General features: G+C 51.5%; 19 protein-coding genes and 1 other annotated feature. Of the genes, 11 read left to right on the top strand and 8 right to left on the bottom strand.

Annotated elements, in window-relative coordinates:
- The coding region (locus ABVN44_RS24255) for an HlyC/CorC family transporter (protein ID WP_201037981.1) at positions 1 to 1,275 on the bottom strand (1,275 nt) is incomplete at its 3' end.
- Between the two features lie 19 nt (positions 1,276 to 1,294).
- Entirely contained in the window at positions 1,295 to 2,086 is a 792-nt protein-coding gene (locus ABVN44_RS24260) for an inner membrane protein YpjD (RefSeq protein ID WP_001537507.1), read from the bottom strand.
- Positions 2,087 to 2,251: 165 nt separating this feature from the next.
- Between ABVN44_RS24260 and ffh the strand changes: the two genes are divergently transcribed.
- The 5 genes from ffh (at position 2,252) to rplS (ending at position 5,942) form a co-directional block, all read left to right on the top strand.
- Entirely contained in the window at positions 2,252 to 3,613 is a 1,362-nt protein-coding gene (ffh, locus tag ABVN44_RS24265) for a signal recognition particle protein (protein ID WP_000460052.1), read from the top strand.
- A 313-nt stretch (positions 3,614 to 3,926) separates the two neighbouring features.
- Complete coding sequence (rpsP, locus tag ABVN44_RS24270) at positions 3,927 to 4,175, top strand: 30S ribosomal protein S16 (RefSeq protein ID WP_000256453.1); 249 nt, start codon at positions 3,927 to 3,929, stop codon at positions 4,173 to 4,175.
- Between the two features lie 18 nt (positions 4,176 to 4,193).
- Positions 4,194 to 4,742, top strand: coding sequence for a ribosome maturation factor RimM (gene rimM, locus ABVN44_RS24275; RefSeq protein WP_000043266.1), 549 nt, complete (start codon positions 4,194 to 4,196; stop codon positions 4,740 to 4,742).
- 44 nt (positions 4,743 to 4,786) lie between these two features.
- On the top strand, positions 4,787 to 5,554 hold the full coding sequence (trmD, locus tag ABVN44_RS24280) for a tRNA (guanosine(37)-N1)-methyltransferase TrmD (protein WP_000469813.1): 768 nt from the start codon (positions 4,787 to 4,789) through the stop codon (positions 5,552 to 5,554).
- A gap of 40 nt (positions 5,555 to 5,594) precedes the next feature.
- Positions 5,595 to 5,942 (top strand): 50S ribosomal protein L19, encoded by a 348-nt coding sequence (gene rplS, locus ABVN44_RS24285; protein WP_000065257.1) that lies wholly within the window; start codon positions 5,595 to 5,597, stop codon positions 5,940 to 5,942.
- A 156-nt stretch (positions 5,943 to 6,098) separates the two neighbouring features.
- On the opposite strand, the gene dgcN is transcribed toward rplS, so the two are convergent.
- On the bottom strand, positions 6,099 to 7,319 hold the full coding sequence (gene dgcN / locus ABVN44_RS24290) for a diguanylate cyclase DgcN (RefSeq protein WP_023231960.1): 1,221 nt from the start codon (positions 7,317 to 7,319) through the stop codon (positions 6,099 to 6,101).
- Complete coding sequence (locus tag ABVN44_RS24295) at positions 7,312 to 7,830, bottom strand: YfiR family protein (protein ID WP_001212380.1); 519 nt, start codon at positions 7,828 to 7,830, stop codon at positions 7,312 to 7,314. Before ABVN44_RS24295 ends, dgcN begins: the two co-directional genes overlap by 8 nt.
- A 439-nt stretch (positions 7,831 to 8,269) precedes the next feature.
- Here ABVN44_RS24295 and aroF point away from each other — a divergent pair, with 439 nt between their 5' ends.
- Genes aroF through ABVN44_RS24310 form a run of 3 tightly spaced genes read left to right on the top strand, consistent with a single transcriptional unit; the run spans position 8,270 to position 11,437 of the window.
- Positions 8,270 to 9,340, top strand: coding sequence for a 3-deoxy-7-phosphoheptulonate synthase AroF (gene aroF, locus ABVN44_RS24300; RefSeq protein ID WP_023231961.1), 1,071 nt, complete (start codon positions 8,270 to 8,272; stop codon positions 9,338 to 9,340).
- Between the two features lie 9 nt (positions 9,341 to 9,349).
- A complete protein-coding gene (gene tyrA / locus ABVN44_RS24305; RefSeq protein WP_023231962.1) occupies positions 9,350 to 10,471 on the top strand; it encodes a bifunctional chorismate mutase/prephenate dehydrogenase in 1,122 nt (373 codons plus the stop codon).
- A gap of 57 nt (positions 10,472 to 10,528) precedes the next feature.
- Complete coding sequence (locus ABVN44_RS24310) at positions 10,529 to 11,437, top strand: SMP-30/gluconolactonase/LRE family protein (protein ID WP_000210991.1); 909 nt, start codon at positions 10,529 to 10,531, stop codon at positions 11,435 to 11,437.
- Here ABVN44_RS24310 and pheA read toward each other — a convergent pair.
- From pheA to bamD, 4 genes are all read right to left on the bottom strand, one after another.
- Positions 11,398 to 12,558, bottom strand: a complete 1,161-nt coding sequence (gene pheA / locus ABVN44_RS24315; protein ID WP_023184658.1) for a bifunctional chorismate mutase/prephenate dehydratase — start codon at positions 12,556 to 12,558, stop codon at positions 11,398 to 11,400. The two genes, ABVN44_RS24310 and pheA, sit on opposite strands and share 40 nt — an antisense overlap.
- Positions 12,559 to 12,580: 22 nt before the next feature.
- Positions 12,581 to 12,706, bottom strand: a sequence feature (Phe leader region).
- Positions 12,658 to 12,705, bottom strand: coding sequence for a pheA operon leader peptide PheL (pheL, locus tag ABVN44_RS24320; RefSeq protein WP_010989056.1), 48 nt, complete (start codon positions 12,703 to 12,705; stop codon positions 12,658 to 12,660). It overlaps the preceding feature by 48 nt.
- Before the next feature lie 102 nt (positions 12,707 to 12,808).
- Positions 12,809 to 13,147, bottom strand: a complete 339-nt coding sequence (gene raiA, locus ABVN44_RS24325; protein WP_000178449.1) for a ribosome-associated translation inhibitor RaiA — start codon at positions 13,145 to 13,147, stop codon at positions 12,809 to 12,811.
- A 271-nt stretch (positions 13,148 to 13,418) separates the two neighbouring features.
- Positions 13,419 to 14,156, bottom strand: coding sequence for an outer membrane protein assembly factor BamD (bamD, locus tag ABVN44_RS24330; RefSeq protein WP_000197660.1), 738 nt, complete (start codon positions 14,154 to 14,156; stop codon positions 13,419 to 13,421).
- Between the two features lie 131 nt (positions 14,157 to 14,287).
- On the opposite strand from bamD, the gene rluD reads away from it, so the two are divergent.
- The 3 genes from rluD to clpB all read left to right on the top strand — a co-directional run bounded on the left by rluD (position 14,288) and on the right by clpB (position 18,699).
- Complete coding sequence (gene rluD / locus ABVN44_RS24335; RefSeq protein WP_000079130.1) at positions 14,288 to 15,268, top strand: 23S rRNA pseudouridine(1911/1915/1917) synthase RluD; 981 nt, start codon at positions 14,288 to 14,290, stop codon at positions 15,266 to 15,268.
- On the top strand, positions 15,265 to 15,996 hold the full coding sequence (yfiH, locus tag ABVN44_RS24340; RefSeq protein WP_000992639.1) for a purine nucleoside phosphorylase YfiH: 732 nt from the start codon (positions 15,265 to 15,267) through the stop codon (positions 15,994 to 15,996). The genes rluD and yfiH overlap by 4 nt, the downstream gene beginning before the upstream one ends.
- 129 nt (positions 15,997 to 16,125) lie before the next feature.
- Positions 16,126 to 18,699, top strand: coding sequence for an ATP-dependent chaperone ClpB (gene clpB, locus ABVN44_RS24345; protein WP_001235092.1), 2,574 nt, complete (start codon positions 16,126 to 16,128; stop codon positions 18,697 to 18,699).
- Positions 18,700 to 19,203: the final 504 nt, after the last annotated feature.

Below are 19,203 nucleotides of genomic sequence, written 5' to 3' on the forward strand. Positions count from 1 at the left end.
ACTCTCGCGCAGCGGTTTTACCGGTACAACCTTTACCTGCTTAATCATATTTTCCTGTACATCGAGAATATCGATATCGTACTGCTCAATGCGCACGCGCGTGCCAGCAACCGGAATTTCCTCCAGCGCCTCCAGAATCACCCCATTGACGGTGCGCGCGTCATCTTCCGGCAGGTGCCAGTTAAACGCTTTATTGATTTCCCGGACGTTGGCGGTACCGTCAATAATGACCGAACCGTCGTTTTGCGGCGTGACCTCTTCCGCCAGTGTCGGCGACATCGATGTGGTGAAGTCGCCGACGATCTCTTCGAGAATATCTTCCACGGTGACCAGCCCCTGGATATCGCCATATTCGTTGACGACCAGTCCGACTTTCTTTTTATTGCGCTGAAATTTAATCAGTTGTGTACTGAGCGGCGTACCTTCCGGGACGTAATAGATTTCATCGGCGGCGCGCAGCATCATCTCTTTGGTGAACTCTTTTTTCTCGGCCATTAACCGCCAGGCTTCACGCACGCGCAGCATACTGATGGCGTCATCCAGCGAATCGCGATAGAGCACAATGCGTCCGTGCGGCGAGTGGGTGAGCTGCCGCTCGATAGACTTCCAGTCGTCATTGATATCGATCCCGATAATTTCATTACGCGGCACCATGATGTCATCCACGCTGACCTTTTCCAGGTCGAGAACCGACAGCAGCATATCCTGATTGCGGCGAGAGATTTGCGAACGGGATTCATGCACGATAGTGCGTAATTCCTCTTTGCTTAACGACCCGCTGACCACGATGTCCGTTTTAATTCCCATCAGACGCATCAGCAGGCGGGTGATGGTGTTAAGTAACCACACCAGCGGCATCATCAGTATCTGTAACGGCGCCAGCAGGAAGCTGCTGGGATAGGCCACTTTTTCCGGATAGAGCGCGGCGATAGTTTTGGGCAGGACTTCGGCAAAAACTAACACGACAAACGTCAGTACCCCGGTGGCGATAGCCACGCCGGCGTCGCCGTAAAGCCGCATACCCACAATCGTGCCGAGCGCCGAGGCAAGAATGTTGACCAGGTTATTGCCGATCAGCACCAGGCTTATCAGTCGGTCGGGTTTACGCAGTAATTTTTCTACCCGTTTTGCCGAGCGATTACCTTGCTTCGCCATATGGCGTAAACGGTAACGGTTTAGCGTCATCATTCCAGTTTCGGAACCGGAAAAATAGGCCGAGATGACCACCATGATGATTAATATGATAATCAGCGTGGTAGTGGAGATGTGTTCCAGGGGAAACTCCTTTAAAAGCTTAGCTTACAAATTGCTGTAATATGCGGCTACCAAAATAGGCCAGCGTCAGAATACCCGCGCCTGCGACGTTAAACCACACGACCCGCCGACCCCGCCAGCCTTCATGGTAATGCCCCCACAGCAGAACGATATAGACAAACCATGCCACGATAGAGAGCACGGCTTTATCAATATTTTCAGTACTGAACAGGTTATGCATGTAAAACAGGCCGGTACACAGAGTAAGGGTCAGCAGTACGACGCCAATCTGCGTGATATGAAACATTTTGCGCTCAATGCTCATCAATGGCGGCATTTCATTACTAAACGCCAGCTTTTTGTTCTTCAACTGATAGTCGATCCACGCCAGCTGTAGCGCATACAGAGCGGCGATTATCAGCGTCGCGTAAGAGAAAAGCGACAGACCGATGTGCACCATCATGCCTGGGGTCGCTTCCAGATGCGTAATATATTCATTAGGCATGAACGTGGCGAAGGCCAGGTTAATCAGCGCAAAAGCATAGACAATAGGCAGAAGTAGCCAGCCGCGATTACGCGACGCGACAATGGTCATCACCGTGCAGATCATCAGACTGACCAGCGAACCGACATTCAGCAGGCTCAGGTTTTGTCCACTGTCGCCGCCGGGCAGAATACGCGATTCCAGCGCGACAGCATGGCACACCAGCGCGATGACCGCAGAAAGAATAGCCATACGCCGCCAGCCGCTGTTTTTTTGCAACAGTCCGGGAACGATCAGCGCGAGGCTGAAGGAGTAGGCGACAAGGGCAAGTAAAGCAAAAACGGGCATAGTTGTGTCGACAGTTGACCAGTGAGAAAGAGAAGCAGTATAGCGTTACGTGACCGCAGCTCCAACCGTTGCATAACAACAAAGACGGCTTCATGGTATACTGTGGCGAAATTCTGTAACTGTGTCGCTGCGGCGACCAACCGTTTCCACCCCAGGCGAGAGACAATGTTTGATAATTTAACCGATCGTTTGTCGCGCACGCTGCGCAATATCAGTGGCCGTGGGCGCCTTACTGAAGACAACGTTAAAGAGACGCTGCGCGAAGTGCGCATGGCGCTGCTGGAGGCTGACGTTGCGCTGCCGGTAGTGCGTGAGTTCATCAATCGCGTAAAAGAGAAAGCGGTTGGTCATGAAGTTAACAAGAGCCTGACCCCAGGGCAGGAGTTCGTCAAGATTGTCCGTAGCGAACTGGTTGCGGCAATGGGCGAAGAAAACCAGACCCTGAATCTGGCTGCGCAGCCGCCAGCCGTAGTATTGATGGCGGGTCTGCAGGGGGCGGGTAAAACCACCAGCGTCGGTAAGTTGGGTAAATTCTTGCGCGAGAAGCACAAGAAGAAAGTGCTGGTCGTCTCTGCCGACGTCTATCGCCCGGCGGCGATCAAACAGCTCGAAACGCTGGCTGAGCAGGTTGGCGTGGATTTCTTCCCGTCTGATGTCGGCCAGAAACCGGTTGATATCGTCAACGCCGCGCTGAAAGAAGCGAAGCTCAAATTCTACGACGTGCTGCTGGTTGATACCGCCGGTCGTCTGCACGTTGACGAAGCGATGATGGACGAAATCAAACAGGTCCACGCTTCTATCAAGCCAGTAGAAACGCTGTTTGTCGTCGATGCGATGACCGGTCAGGATGCGGCGAATACCGCAAAAGCCTTTAACGAAGCGCTGCCGTTAACCGGCGTGGTGCTGACCAAAGTTGATGGTGATGCGCGTGGCGGTGCGGCGCTCTCTATTCGTCATATCACCGGCAAGCCGATTAAATTCCTCGGTGTCGGCGAGAAAACCGACGCGCTGGAGCCGTTCCACCCGGATCGTATCGCCTCGCGTATTCTCGGCATGGGCGACGTACTGTCTCTTATCGAAGATATCGAAAGCAAAGTTGACCGCGCACAGGCTGAGAAGCTGGCGACCAAACTGAAGAAAGGCGACGGTTTCGACCTGAACGACTTCCTGGAACAGCTCAAACAGATGAAAAACATGGGCGGTATGGCCAGTCTGATGGGCAAATTACCGGGCATGGGGCAGATTCCGGACAACGTTAAATCGCAGATGGATGACAAGGTGCTGGTGCGTATGGAAGCGATCATCAATTCGATGACGCTGAAAGAGCGCGCGAAGCCGGAAATCATCAAAGGTTCCCGCAAGCGTCGTATCGCGCAGGGCTGTGGGATGCAGGTGCAGGACGTTAACCGCCTTCTGAAACAGTTCGACGACATGCAGCGCATGATGAAGAAAATGAAGAAGGGCGGGATGGCGAAGATGATGCGGAGTATGAAGGGGATGATGCCGCCAGGCTTCCCGGGTAGATAAATATATCGGGCTACCTTATTTGCCATTTTGACGCCGGAGTGTGCTCGACAAAACACGATAGTGTTTTGAACGCCCTTTAGGGCGGCCCGAAGGGCGAGCGGAGCGAGTAAATGCTCACGTACTGCGTGTACGCTCCGCTTTCTGCGCGCACGCCGACGCCAAACTGGCTGCAACGGTCACGCCCTGGAATCAAGCTTCATCACATGTTGATTGCTTTTTTCCCAGAAATCAGTAAAATTTTCGGGCTTTTAATATGACGCCGGGCTCCGTTCCTCGATGGGGCCCGGTTGTTTTATTCACACAAGAGGATGTTATGGTAACTATTCGTTTAGCTCGTCACGGCGCTAAAAAGCGTCCGTTCTACCAGGTTGTTGTCACCGACAGCCGTAATGCACGCAACGGTCGCTTCATTGAGCGCGTTGGTTTCTTCAACCCAATCGCTAGCGAAAAAGAAGAAGGCACCCGCCTGGATCTGGATCGCATCGCTCACTGGGTTGGCCAGGGCGCAACCATTTCCGATCGCGTTGCGGCGCTGATCAAAGAAGTAAAAAAAGCAGCTTAATCTGTCACGGTGGTCATGATGAGCAAGCAACTCGCCGCACAAGTACCCGCTGAACCGGTTGTACTGGGGAAAATGGGTTCTTCATACGGTATCCGTGGTTGGCTCAGAGTGTTTTCCTCCACTGAAGACGCCGAAAGCATTTTTGACTATCAGCCCTGGTTTATCCAGAAGGCGGGTCAGTGGCAGCAGGTACAGCTGGAAAGCTGGAAGCACCACAATCAGGATCTGATCATCAAGCTGAAAGGCGTTGACGATCGAGATGCCGCGAATCTTCTGACCAATTGCGAAATTGTCGTGGATTCCTCGCAACTTCCTGCGCTTGAGGAGGGAGACTACTACTGGAAAGACCTGATGGGCTGCCAGGTAGTCACCGCTGAAGGCTACGATCTCGGTAAAGTTATCGACATGATGGAAACCGGGTCGAATGACGTTCTCGTCATTAAGGCGAACCTGAAAGATGCATTTGGTATCAAGGAACGACTAGTACCGTTCCTCGATGGGCAGGTTATCAAGAAAGTCGATCTCGCTACTCGTACTATCGAAGTAGACTGGGATCCTGGTTTTTAAACCACCGAATAAACGGTAATAAATGGCGTTATGGGGATTGGCTTGTGTTTATTGGCATAGTTAGCCTGTTTCCTGAAATGTTCCGCGCAATTACCGATTACGGGGTAACTGGCCGGGCAGTAAAAAATGGCCTGCTGAACATCCAGAGCTGGAGTCCTCGCGACTTCACGCATGACCGGCACCGTACCGTGGACGATCGTCCTTACGGCGGCGGACCAGGGATGTTAATGATGGTGCAACCCTTGCGGGACGCCATTCATGCAGCAAAAGCCGCGGCAGGTGAAGGCGCTAAAGTGATTTATCTGTCGCCTCAGGGACGCAAGCTTGATCAAGCGGGCGTTAGCGAGCTGGCCACGAATCAGAAGCTTATTCTGGTGTGTGGTCGCTACGAAGGCGTAGATGAGCGCGTAATTCAGACCGAAATTGACGAAGAATGGTCAATTGGCGATTACGTTCTCAGCGGTGGCGAACTACCGGCAATGACGCTGATTGACTCCGTCGCCCGGTTTATACCGGGGGTTCTGGGGCATGAGGCATCAGCGATCGAAGATTCGTTTGCTGATGGGTTGCTGGATTGTCCGCACTATACGCGCCCTGAAGTGTTAGAGGGGATGGAAGTACCGCCAGTATTGCTGTCGGGAAACCATGCTGAGATACGTCGCTGGCGTTTGAAACAGTCGCTGGGCCGAACCTGGCTTAGAAGACCTGAACTTCTGGAAAACCTGGCTCTGACTGAAGAGCAAGCAAGGTTGCTGGCGGAGTTCAAAACAGAACACGCACAACAGCAGCATAAACATGATGGGATGGCATAGGCCCCCAAATATCAGTTTACCCAGGATAAGAGATTAAATTATGAGCAACATTATTAAGCAACTTGAACAAGAGCAGATGAAGCAGAACGTACCTTCCTTCCGTCCGGGCGATACCGTGGAAGTGAAAGTATGGGTTGTTGAAGGTACCAAGAAACGTCTGCAGGCATTCGAGGGCGTGGTTATCGCTATTCGTAACCGCGGTCTGCACTCTGCATTCACTGTTCGTAAAATTTCCAACGGCGAAGGCGTTGAGCGTGTCTTCCAGACTCACTCTCCGGTAGTTGACAGCATTGCTGTTAAACGTCGTGGTGCTGTTCGTAAAGCTAAACTGTACTACCTGCGTGAGCGTACTGGTAAAGCGGCTCGTATCAAAGAGCGTCTTAACTAAGAACGCGCTTTCGCAACATCCGAAAGCTTGTAGAAAAGAAGGGGCTGGCATTACGCTGGCCCCTTTTTTATGGGGTTGCTCCACGCCATAGACGGTTGCATGATTAGTCTGGGTCAGTGGTCTCAACGCTGAGTCAGAAACGGCCAGGCCCGTTCCTTAGTTTAGCGAGCGTTCCGCACGCCGGTGTTTAGCCTGATACATATTTCGATCGGCCAGTTCTTGTAGTTTTTCGGCAGTGGCATGTTCCCATGTCAGCGCAAAGCCAATACTCAGGGTCATCGTTATTCGCTGGCCGTTGTGCAGTTCAAAAGGTCGATTAAACGCCTGGGATAGCGCTGCGCAAATACGTTGTACTTCATATTCCGAATGTACATCGTAAAGCACCACCGCAAATTCATCGCCGCCGAGTCGGTAAGTTTGATAACGGCTACCACCGAATTCCGCTAATCTTTTGGCAACCTCTATAAGTACGCGGTCGCCTGCCGCATGTCCCCAGGTATCATTAATATATTTAAAGTTATCGCCATCCAGAAATAACAATGCCGAACTGCTACGAGCGGAATTGTCCTTCATCAGCGCGTTAATACAGCTGCGAAATGCCGCGCGATTGGCAAGCCCCGTCAGCGGATCGTGCAACGCGGTACGTAGTAACTGGGCATTTTTAGCCTGAAGCCGTAGCTGCCATTCTTCCATCTCATCCAGAAGGCTATTGAAATCCTGCGCAAACAGGTGAAATTCCGCAATACGCTCATCAGGTACCCGGCGTGAAAAATTTCGGTTAGTGCGAACGTCGTGTACAACTTCAGTAATATTTTGCAGCGCATCCACAACGCCATTGTGTAAATAACGCGTGAGCAGCAGGGCAATGCCGGATGCCAGCAGAATACATCCTGTCAGCACTGCCAGCGATAACCAGATAAAATGACCAATAAGGCTGTCGCGGGCGACAAGCCGTACTTCGCCGATGGCCCTGCCGTTGTGCCAGACGGGTTGCGATACCGGCAATGGAAAAAGCCAGTGGCTAATTAAGCCGATGAGCTTATCGTCTGCGGCTCGCGCATCATAGCGCCATGAGGCGATAGTACGGCCATTTTTATCGCGGACCTCCGCCGCTGAAAATTGTCCCTGGCGTCCCAGTGTGGCGAGCGTTTCCGCTGCGGCCGCGTTATCGGAAAATACCAGTGCCGCTTCAAGGCTATGGGCCATTGTGGCGGCGGTCAAATCGAGATTTTTTTGCGCATACTGTTTGAGCGTAAGGACAGACGCAACGCAAATTAATAGCCAGATCAATGTCATTGTAAGCAGCACGCTGATTATACTAATCCGCCGTAGTGTGCGTTTAAATGTTGGTCTGGACAGAGAAAATTCCTTATTCATGCTTTTGATTCCGTGCAAGCATTAATACTTCTGGATTCACTCTCACGCCGCTATGCGAGAGGGAGTCCAGGTTGACGGAAAATTTGACTTCATCATTGTTAATGATCAGACAAAATGCGCTGCCCATAATACATTCGGTATTTTGCTCGGCAATTAATAACAAGGCATTAACTGGATAATGACGCGTTAACTCCACCTGATAAGCTGGCGATTCATTGCCAAAGTAAAAACCATCACAGCGGGCGCTCAGGGCTTCCTGTGTGGTACGGATGACAAGCGGTTGATAAGGGAAAGCCCAGTCAGCCTCTTCGCTAAGTACCCTGACAAAACGCGCAGATGAAAATATGCATAGCCTTGGCGGCCCGGATAACGCCGGCCAGTGTGTATAACTGACGATACCGGAGACGATGGCGCGTACGGATTTCTCTTCTTCCGTGACGCGTTGAGCATACAGAGGCAAGCTTGCTAATAATAGCGATAACAGAAGGATAAATCGGTGAGAAAAACGCATTAACAAGTCCCCACCATCTTCAGTCGTAAAGCATTAAAATACATCCGTGATTGTTTGTAGCAAAATAACATTATTTTGCCATATCGTCATTATGTCTTATTGATAATATGAATAATTTAAGTGACATCCCTGATATTAAATTCTTGTGATAATGGTATTAATCAGCCTATATCAGAAAGTAAAAATATGTGTGCGGAGAAAAAATAATCAAAAAATAGCGAGCATCGCTCATTTTACCGTTTTTCTGAGGCTGGGAATAAAATAATTCACTTGTTGTGTAAAGTTTTTGATACGAAATGGAGGGTTTTAATCGACGATTGTGCATGGTGTAAAGTTTATTTTACGTAATATGGATTGAAATCTTTACTTTTTGTGGTATGGTTTAAACATCCTCGTGGAGGATCAACTATCGCAAACAAGAAAAGACAGGATCGCCATCATGCAAAAAGACGCGCTGAATAACGTACGTATCACCGATGAACAGGTATTAATGACGCCGGAGCAGCTTAAAGCGGCCTTTCCGTTGAGTCTGGCGCAGGAAGCGCAGATAGCGCAGTCCCGGGGAATCATTTCTGACATTATTGCCGGGCGCGATCCGCGTCTGTTGGTGGTATGCGGTCCTTGTTCTATTCACGATCCTGAAACCGCTCTGGAATATGCCCGTCGATTTAAAGCCCTTGCCGCAGAGGTCAGCGATAGCCTCTATCTGGTAATGCGCGTCTATTTTGAAAAGCCGCGGACTACCGTCGGCTGGAAAGGGCTGATTAACGATCCTCACATGGATGGCTCATTTGATGTGGAAGCCGGGTTGAAAATGGCGCGTCAGCTACTGGTGGAACTGGTGAATATGGGGTTGCCATTGGCGACCGAAGCGTTGGATCCGAACAGCCCGCAATACCTGGGCGATCTGTTTAGCTGGTCGGCGATAGGCGCGCGCACAACCGAATCGCAAACCCACCGCGAAATGGCGTCTGGTCTTTCTATGCCGGTCGGCTTTAAAAACGGCACGGATGGCAGCCTGGCGACAGCGATTAACGCCATGCGCGCCGCTGCGCAACCTCATCGTTTTGTTGGCATTAACCAGGCCGGTCAGGTTGCGTTATTGCAAACCCAGGGAAATCCGCATGGTCATGTGATTCTGCGTGGCGGCAAAGCGCCAAACTATAGCCCGGCAGATGTCGCTCAGTGTGAAAAAGAGATGGAACAGGCGGGACTACGTCCTTCGCTGATGGTAGATTGCAGTCATGGTAACTCCAATAAAGATTATCGCCGCCAGCCAGCCGTTGCCGAATCTGTGGTTGCGCAGATTAAAGATGGCAATCGTTCAATCATTGGCTTAATGATTGAAAGTAATATTCATGAGGGTAATCAGTCTTCCGAACAGCCGCGCAGCGAAATGAAGTATGGCGTTTCCGTCACCGATGCTTGTATTAGCTGGGAGATGACCGATGCCCTGTTACGTGAAATTCATAAAGATTTGAGCGGCCAGCTGGCGGTGCGCGTCGCATAAGAGGTTGTTATGGTTGCTGAATTGACCGCATTACGCGATCAAATAGATGATGTCGATAAAGCGTTGTTGAATTTACTGGCTAAGCGCCTGGAACTGGTTGCCAAAGTCGGCGAGGTGAAAAGCCGTTTTGGCCTGCCTATTTACGTGCCGGAGCGTGAGGCCTCTATGCTGGCTTCACGACGGGCGGAAGCAGAAGCGATCGGTGTCCCGCCCGATCTCATTGAAGATGTCCTGCGCCGGGTAATGCGTGAATCTTACTCCAGCGAAAATGATAAGGGGTTCAAAACGCTTTGTCCTTCTCTGCGTCCGGTCGTCATTGTGGGCGGCGGCGGACAGATGGGGCGTCTGTTTGAAAAAATGCTCACGCTGTCGGGCTATCAGGTCCGTATTCTGGAACAACAGGACTGGCCGCGCGCCAGGGACATTGTCGCCGATGCCGGAATGGTGATCGTCAGCGTGCCGATTCATGTTACTGAACAGGTCATAGCGCAACTGCCGCCCCTGCCGTCCGACTGTATTCTGGTCGATCTGGCATCGGTGAAAAGCGGTCCGTTGCAGGCAATGTTGGCGGCCCATGATGGCCCCGTGTTGGGCTTGCATCCGATGTTTGGTCCGGACAGCGGGAGCCTGGCGAAGCAGGTGGTGGTCTGGTGTGATGGGCGTCAACCGGAAGCGTATCAGTGGTTCCTTGAGCAAATCCAGGTGTGGGGCGCGCGGTTGCATCGAATTAGCGCTGTCGAGCACGATCAGAACATGGCTTTTATCCAGGCGCTGCGCCACTTTGCTACCTTCGCTTATGGGCTGCATCTGGCGGAAGAGAACGTCCAGCTTGAGCAGCTTCTGGCGCTATCATCGCCGATTTATCGACTGGAGCTGGCGATGGTCGGGCGTCTGTTTGCCCAGGACCCGCAGCTGTATGCGGACATTATTATGTCGTCGGAGCGCAATCTGGCGCTTATCAAGCGTTACTATAAACGTTTTGGCGAAGCGATCGGGTTACTGGAACAGGGTGATAAGCAGGCTTTTATCGACAGTTTTCGCAAAGTTGAACACTGGTTTGGCGATTATGCCAGACGCTTCCAGAATGAAAGCCGTGTGTTATTGCGTCAGGCGAATGACAGCCGACCATAATGATGACATCTATACTAAAAGCCAGCTTTGCTGGCTTTTTTCGTTTAAGGAACCGTTATGACTACGCCGCACGTTTTATTTGATTATGTCGGACATCTACCAGAATGCCCCACATGGAGCGAGGATGAAAGCGCGCTGTACTGGACCGATATCCTGGAACAGGAGATCCATCGTTACCATCCGGCGAGCGGGACGCATAGCGTGCTGGCGTTTCCGGAAGAGGTGGGCTGTTTTGCCTTGCGTGAGCAGGGCGGATTTATTGTGGCCATGCGTCATGCTATCTGGCTGGCCGATAAGAATGGATTATTGCAGCGTAAGGTTTGCGACAATCCCTCTAATACGAAACTGGCGCGTTTCAACGATGGCGGCACTGATGGCGATGGACGTTTTTATGCCGGAACGTTCTGGGCGCCGGGTGACTATAATGGCGCGTTGCTGATGCGGATCGATCATGACCTGACGGCAAAAGTGATCCAGTGCGATATCCAGGGACACAACGGCCTGGCGTTCAGCCCGGATAACCAGTGGATGTATACTTCCGATACGCCGAATGGCGTGATATACCGCACGTTACTTGATAAGCATGGCGAACCGGGCAAGCGTGAACTTTTTCGCCATTTTGGCGAAGGAGAAGGACTTCCCGACGGCGCGGCGATGGATAGCGAAGGGTGCTACTGGAGCGCGATGTTTGACGGCTGGCGCGTGGCGCGTTTCTCACCGCAAGGAGAGCAGCTGGAAGAGTACCGGTTGCCGGTACGTTGTCCGACGATGGTTTGCTTTGGCGGCGCAGATATGAAAACGCTTTTTATTACAACTACCAGAGAAAATATGTCTGCTCAGGAAGTGGCGGATTATCCGCTCTCCGGCGCCATCTTCACCCTGCAGGTAGCCGTCGCAGGGATGAAGAAAAGCCGTTTTATTGAACGTCAGGCAGGTTCTACCGGCACGACGTTTTCGCTGGGATAGCAGCCAAGCACTTTCATTGAGCGCGTGATCTCGCCCAGCTCTTTTAGCGCGCTTTGCATTACCTGCGACTCCAGGTTCGCCTGAATATCGAGATAAAACATCTCTTCCCACGGATTGCCGTGAATGGGGCGCGACTCCAGTTTCGTCATGATGAGATTGTGGTTACGCAGCACCAGCAGCGCTTCGACCAGCGCGCCAGCTTGCTGCCCGGTGGCGATTAACAGAGTGGTTTTTGCCGGAACCTGATCGGAAACATTAATGGCTTTGCGCGCCAGTACCAGAAAGCGGGTGATATTCTGCGTCTGGTTTGCGGCGATGCGTTCCAGCACCTGTAAACCGTGCAACATGCCGCCTGCCTCGCTGCCGAGCGCCGCGACGCGCGGAGAGTTTGCCTGCGCGACTTTTTCCATCGCTGCCGACGTACTCTCGGTATAGTCAATTTTCCAGTGCGGATAGCGGCTCAAAAATTTACTGCACTGCTGAAACGGCTGCGGATGGCTGTACACCGTTTCGATGGTATTCAGATCCGTAGTGCCGGAAACCAGCACGCAGTGATCGATAGTGACAGTCATCTCACCGACAATCGACAGACTGGTGTGTTGCAATAAGTCGTACACATCGTTGATAGCGCCGGAGCTGGTGTTCTCTATCGGAACCACGGCGTAATCGGCCTGACCTGTTTCGACCTGATGAAAAATATCGGCGAATTTTGCGCAGCCGCTCTCGATAAATTGCTCAAAATGGCGTGCAGCATACTGGCGCGCCGCGAGATGAGAATAGGAGCCTTTCGGCCCAAGAAACGCAATACGTGCCGAATGAGGGTGAGTATTATTCAGATGTTGTTGCAGCAGCGCCTGCTGAGTAAGCACGGAGTCTTCAATGATAAGCTGGAACAGACGGGTAATGTAGTGTGCGTCGAGATGGTGGGCTTTACCGAGATGGATGAGTCTGTCCAGCAGCGCGCGTTCACGATCGATATCCCGAACCGGACGATGCGACAGTAGTTTTGCTTGTCCCACTTCAATCGCCAGCGCGCGTCGTTTTGCCAGTAAGGCCAGTAACTCTTCGTCTAAAGCGCTGATTTTATCTCGCAGCGCCAGTAATGGGTTTTCCGATGTCATAGTGTTGCCTTTTTTGTTATCAATAAAAAAGGCCTCCCGGTGGGGGAGGCCTTCTTGTTCGTCTTCGCATTCTTTATCACATGACGAAACGCCTCCCGGTCAGGGGAAGATAAAAAAGAATGCGAAGAAAAACCGGGTGAGCTTCATAACTGTTTCCTTTGTGTACGTAAGTACAGTACCCGTACTGTTTTAATCCTGTCAACAAAAAACGCGCCCGAAGGCGCGTTGGCGATACACTCAATGTAAGGGACTACTCTTCTTCTGCTTCGACGAAGCTGGCATCTTTCACCGATGCGGTGGCACGACGGGCTTCGCCTTTGTGCTGCACTTTATTGAGCTGCCGTTCCAGCTTGTTGATCAATTCATTAATAGCGGTGTACATATCTTCGTGTTTTGCGCTGGCGACCAGATGTCCGTTCGGTGTATTAATGGTGGCGTCAGCAATAAAGCCCTGTGGCTCTTTAGACAGAATGATATGAGGATTAATCAGGTGAGTTTGCCATTTTTCCAGTTTGGCGAGACGGTCTGCGACATGTTGGCGGATTGCCGGAGTAATTTCCATTTGTTTACTGGTAATGTTCATTGTCATAAATTTTACCTCTTGTCTTTCCCGTCTTGGTGATTCCAGCATACCGTTCTTAATGTCAAAATGTGTGATGTAAATCACATTATTTTGTCACTTTTTGTCAAGGCGAACTTTTTGTGAGGCATCGCAGGAAGAAGCGATCTTTTACTTGAGGAATGGCTGAAAGCAGGCCATATTTGACTGGATGCGTTGCAGTGAAATCATTTCTGTTGCATCAGATATCGAATAAAAAAACGGCAGCCGGAAGGCTGCCGTTTTGCTTGTTGGTATTGCTTCAGGTGTTTTTGCTGTTAGCGGCAATAATTTTCGCGACTTTGTCAGCCTGCGCATTCAGCTGCATCTGACGATAGGCGTTTTCCATCAGCGGCAACGCATCGCGCGTGGCCTGCGTATCAGGATAATTGCGTAGCATACCTTCTACCCGGTTTACGACCGCAACCCATGCGCCGCGCGCGGTATAGTACTCTGCGACGGAATATTCATATTTCGCCAGACGGTCTTTCAGGAATACCAGACGCTTAGTGGCATCGGTGGTGTACTGGCTATTAGGATAGCTGCGTACCAGTTTCGAAAAGTCATTGAACGCCGCCCGCGCATGTTGCGGATCGCGATCGCTGCGATCGACGCCAAAGAAACCTTGCAGCGCGCTATCATCCAGCGCCATGTTCGTCAGGCCGCGCATGTACATGACATAGTCAATATTAGGGTGCGTTGGATTAAGACGCATAAAACGATCGATGGCGGCCTGCGCTAGCGGCAAATCGGCGTTTTTGTAATAGGCGTAGATAAGATCCAACTGCACCTGCTGAGAATACGGTCCGAATGGATAACGATTATCTAACGCTTCCAATTGCGTTATTGCCTGTTTCCAGTTACCGTCCTGCAGCTTTTGCTGAGCAGTCGCGTAGATTTCATTCGGCGGATTATCGGGCACCTCTTCCTTTGAACCCGAGCAACCCGCCAGAAACAGGCTCAACGTGGCTGCTGCCACCAGATATTTCATGCGCGTCATGACGTTTTGACTTTCCTCAAAATGTTTTACGGGAGATTCTCTGTTCCTGCTCCCGGTTAAGACCAGCTACAATAGCACACTATATTAAACGGCAAAGCCGTAAAACCCAACGTTAAACGAAGAAGCTGTATATGGCACAACGAGTACAACTCACCGCAACGGTCTCCGAAAACCAACTCGGTCAACGCTTAGATCAGGCTTTGGCCGAAATGTTCCCGGATTATTCACGTTCGCGTATAAAAGAATGGATTTTGAATCAGCGCGTGTTGGTCAATGGTCAACTTTGCGATAAGCCAAAAGAAAAAGTGTTAGGCGGCGAGCGGGTGGCTATTGATGCGGAGATCGACGAAGAGATTCGTTTTGAAGCGCAGGATATCCCGTTAGATATTGTTTATGAAGATGACGATATTCTGGTTATCAACAAACCACGCGATCTGGTGGTACATCCTGGCGCGGGTAACCCGGACGGTACGGTACTGAACGCGTTGCTACATTATTATCCGCCGATTGCGGATGTTCCGCGCGCGGGCATTGTGCATCGTCTGGATAAGGACACGACGGGGCTGATGGTGGTGGCCAAAACCGTTCCGGCGCAAACGCGCCTGGTGGAGTCTTTGCAGCTGCGCGAGATTACCCGCGAATATGAAGCGGTCGCGATCGGACATATGACGGCGGGAGGAACGGTGAATGAACCCATCAGTCGTCACCCGACCAAACGTACCCATATGTCGGTGCATCCCATGGGCAAACCGGCGGTGACCCACTACCGCATTATGGAACATTTCCGTGTGCACACGCGTCTTAGGTTGCGTCTGGAGACCGGGCGTACGCACCAGATCCGCGTGCATATGGCGCATATTACGCACCCGTTAGTGGGCGATCAGGTCTACGGTGGTCGTCCACGTCCACCGAAAGGCGCATCGGAAGAATTTATTTCCACGCTGCGTAAGTTTGACCGCCAGGCGCTTCATGCAACGATGCTGCGTCTCTACCATCCTGTATCGGGTATCGAAATGGAGTGGCACGCGCCGATTCCACAAGATATGGTGGATCTTATCGATGCGATGCGCGCCGATTTTGAAGATCATAAAGATGATGTGGACTGGTTATGAATGCACTGATTGTCCCGCAGTGGCCGCTGCCGAAAGGCGTCGCAGCCTGTAGTTCTACCCGTATTGGCGGGGTGAGTTTACCGCCTTACGACTCGCTGAATCTGGGCGCGCATTGCGGCGATAACCCGGAGCATGTTGAAGAGAACCGCAAGCGTCTGTTTGCGGCGGGCAATCTGCCTTCGAAACCTGTCTGGCTTGAACAGGTTCACGGTAAAAATGTATTGAGGCTTACCGGAGAACCTTATGCCTCCAAACGTGCGGATGCGTCTTACAGCAATACGCCAGGAACCGTCTGCGCGGTAATGACGGCAGACTGCCTGCCTGTGCTATTCTGTAACCGTGAGGGAACAGAAGTGGCGGCGGCTCATGCGGGCTGGCGCGGATTATGTGAAGGCGTACTGGAGGAAACTGTCACCTGCTTTGCTGACAAACCAGAAAATATCATCGCCTGGTTAGGTCCGGCGATCGGCCCGACCGCGTTTGAAGTGGGGCCGGAAGTGCGTGACGCATTTTTAGCAAAAGATGCGCAAGCCGATAGCGCATTTTTGCCGCACGGGGAAAAATTTCTGGCGGATATTTATCAGCTTGCACGCCAACGTCTGGCGAATACCGGCGTTGAACATGTCTATGGCGGGGATCGCTGCACCTTTAGCGAAAGTGAGACTTTCTTCTCTTATCGTCGCGACAAGACGACAGGTCGTATGGCAAGTTTTATTTGGCTGATATAACCTAAAGAATCAAGACGATCCGGTACGGGTAACTTTCTTTTCACATAATTCAGGTCATTCACCTTGAATAATTGAGGGATGACCTCATTTAATCTCCAGTAGCAATTTTGACCTGTTATGGGAGGAGTTATGCGTCTGGATCGTCTTACTAACAAATTCCAGCTTGCTCTTGCCGATGCCCAGTCGCTCGCGCTGGGGCACGACAACCAATTCATCGAACCTCTTCATTTAATGAGCGCCTTGCTGAACCAGGAAGGGGGATCGATACGTCCTTTATTAACCTCCGCCGGCATTAATGCTGGCCAGTTGCGCACCGCTATCGATCAAGCGCTGAGCCGTTTACCGCAGGTGGAAGGTACCGGCGGCGACGTACAGCCTTCTTCGGAACTGGTACGCGTACTGAACCTTTGCGACAAGCTGGCGCAAAAACGAGGGGACAATTTTATTTCGTCAGAGCTGTTTGTTCTGGCGGCGCTTGAGTCTCGCGGCACGTTAACCGATCTGCTGAAATCAGCCGGTGCGACCACGGCCAATATCACTCAGGCAATTGAACAGATGCGCGGAGGTGAAAGCGTGAACGATCAAGGGGCTGAAGACCAACGTCAGGCCTTGAAAAAATATACCGTCGATCTGACCGAGCGGGCTGAACAAGGTAAGCTTGACCCGGTAATTGGTCGTGATGAAGAAATTCGCCGTACCATTCAGGTACTGCAACGTCGTACTAAAAATAACCCGGTGTTAATCGGTGAGCCAGGGGTCGGTAAAACGGCAATTGTTGAAGGACTGGCGCAGCGCATTATTAACGGTGAAGTCCCTGAAGGCTTAAAAGGTCGCCGCGTACTGGCGCTGGATATGGGCGCGCTGGTGGCGGGGGCGAAATATCGCGGCGAATTTGAAGAGCGTCTGAAAGGCGTGCTGAACGATCTGGCGAAACAGGAAGGCAACGTCATCCTGTTTATTGACGAGCTGCACACCATGGTTGGCGCAGGTAAGGCTGATGGCGCAATGGACGCCGGGAATATGCTGAAACCGGCGCTGGCGCGTGGTGAACTGCACTGTGTGGGCGCCACCACGCTGGATGAATACCGTCAGTACATTGAAAAAGACGCGGCGCTGGAACGTCGTTTTCAAAAAGTGTTTGTCGCAGAACCTTCAGTGGAAGACACCATTGCTATTCTGCGTGGCCTGAAAGAACGTTACGAGCTGCATCACCATGTGCAGATCACTGACCCGGCGATTGTGGCGGCGGCAACATTGTCTCATCGCTATATCGCCGACCGTCAGTTGCCGGATAAAGCTATCGACCTCATCGATGAAGCGGCATCCAGCATTCGTATGCAGATTGACTCTAAGCCGGAGGAGCTGGACAGGCTCGACCGCCGCATTATTCAGCTCAAACTGGAACAGCAGGCGTTGATGAAAGAGTCTGACGAGGCGAGTAAAAAACGTCTCGATATGCTGAATGAAGAACTGGACGATAAAGAGCGCCAGTATTCTGAGTTAGAAGAAGAGTGGAAAGCGGAAAAAGCCTCGCTCTCCGGTACGCAAACTATTAAAGCGGAGCTGGAGCAGGCGAAGATCGCCATCGAGCAGGCGCGTCGCGTTGGCGACCTGGCGCGAATGTCTGAACTGCAGTACGGCAAAATTCCGGAGCTGGAAAAACAGTTGGAAGCCGCGACCCAGTCGGAAGGTAAAACCATGCGTCTGTTACGTAACAAAGTAACGGATGCGGAAATTGCCGAAGTGCTGGCGCGCTGGACCGGTATTCCGGTTGCCAGAATGCTGGAAGGCGAACGTGAAAAACTGTTGCGTATGGAACAAGAGTTACACAGCCGTGTGATCGGGCAGAATGAAGCCGTTGAAGCAGTATCGAACGCCATACGTCGTAGCCGCGCGGGGCTGTCCGATCCGAACCGTCCGATTGGTTCCTTCCTGTTCCTTGGGCCGACGGGGGTCGGTAAAACCGAACTGTGTAAAGCGCTGGCTAACTTTATGTTCGACAGCGACGACGCGATGGTGCGTATCGATATGTCCGAGTTTATGGAGAAACACTCCGTGTCTCGTTTGGTCGGGGCGCCTCCGGGATATGTCGGCTATGAAGAAGGCGGTTATTTGACGGAAGCGGTACGCCGTCGTCCTTATTCCGTCATCTTGTTGGATGAAGTAGAAAAAGCGCATCCGGATGTATTCAACATTCTGTTGCAGGTGCTGGACGACGGTCGGCTGACTGACGGGCAGGGGAGAACGGTCGACTTCCGTAATACGGTGGTCATTATGACTTCTAACCTCGGTTCCGATCTCATTCAGGAGCGCTTTGGCGAACTGGATTACGGTCGAATGAAAGAGATGGTGCTGGGTGTGGTTAGCCAAAACTTCCGTCCGGAATTTATCAACCGTATTGATGAAGTTGTGGTATTCCATCCGTTAGGTGAGCAACACATCGCTTCTATTGCTCAGATCCAGCTGCAGCGTCTGTACAAACGTCTGGAAGAACGTGGTTATGAAATCCATATCTCCGACGAGGCGCTGAAACTGTTGAGCGCCAACGGTTACGATCCGGTCTACGGGGCGCGTCCGTTAAAACGTGCTATTCAACAGCAGATCGAAAACCCACTGGCGCAGCAAATCCTGTCTGGTGAACTGGTTCCTGGCAAAGTGATTCGCCTTGAAGCCAATGATGATCGTATTGTGGCAGTGCAGTAAGTCACAAATTTGAATAAAACGGGCCCTGATGGGCTCGTTTTTGTTTAAAAACCAGGCGAAAATAGGCTTTTGGTTCAAATGTTGTTTGAAAAGTGAACGGTTGAGCTTTTTTTTGCATTTAGGTCTTGTCAGGCTCTAATAACTCCCTATAATGCGCCACCACTGACACGGAACAACGGCATACAGGCCGCCGGGTCAGAAAGGCTTCGTTAAGAAGCCTGTGAGGAAAGCGAAAATAAAGGCTTGACTCAAAAAGAGGAAAGCGTAATATACGCCACCTCGCGACGGTGAGCTGAAAGCCGCGTCGCACCTGCTCTTTAACAATTTATCAGACAATCTGTGTGGGCACTCGAAGATACGGATTCTTGACGTCGCAAGACGAAAAATGAATACCAAGTCTCAAGAGTGAACACGTAATTCATTACGAAGTTTAATTCATTGAGCATCAAACTTTTAAATTGAAGAGTTTGATCATGGCTCAGATTGAACGCTGGCGGCAGGCCT

This window comes from Salmonella sp. SJTUF15570 (genome assembly GCF_043357055.1).
Lineage (GTDB): Bacteria > Pseudomonadota > Gammaproteobacteria > Enterobacterales > Enterobacteriaceae > Salmonella > Salmonella enterica.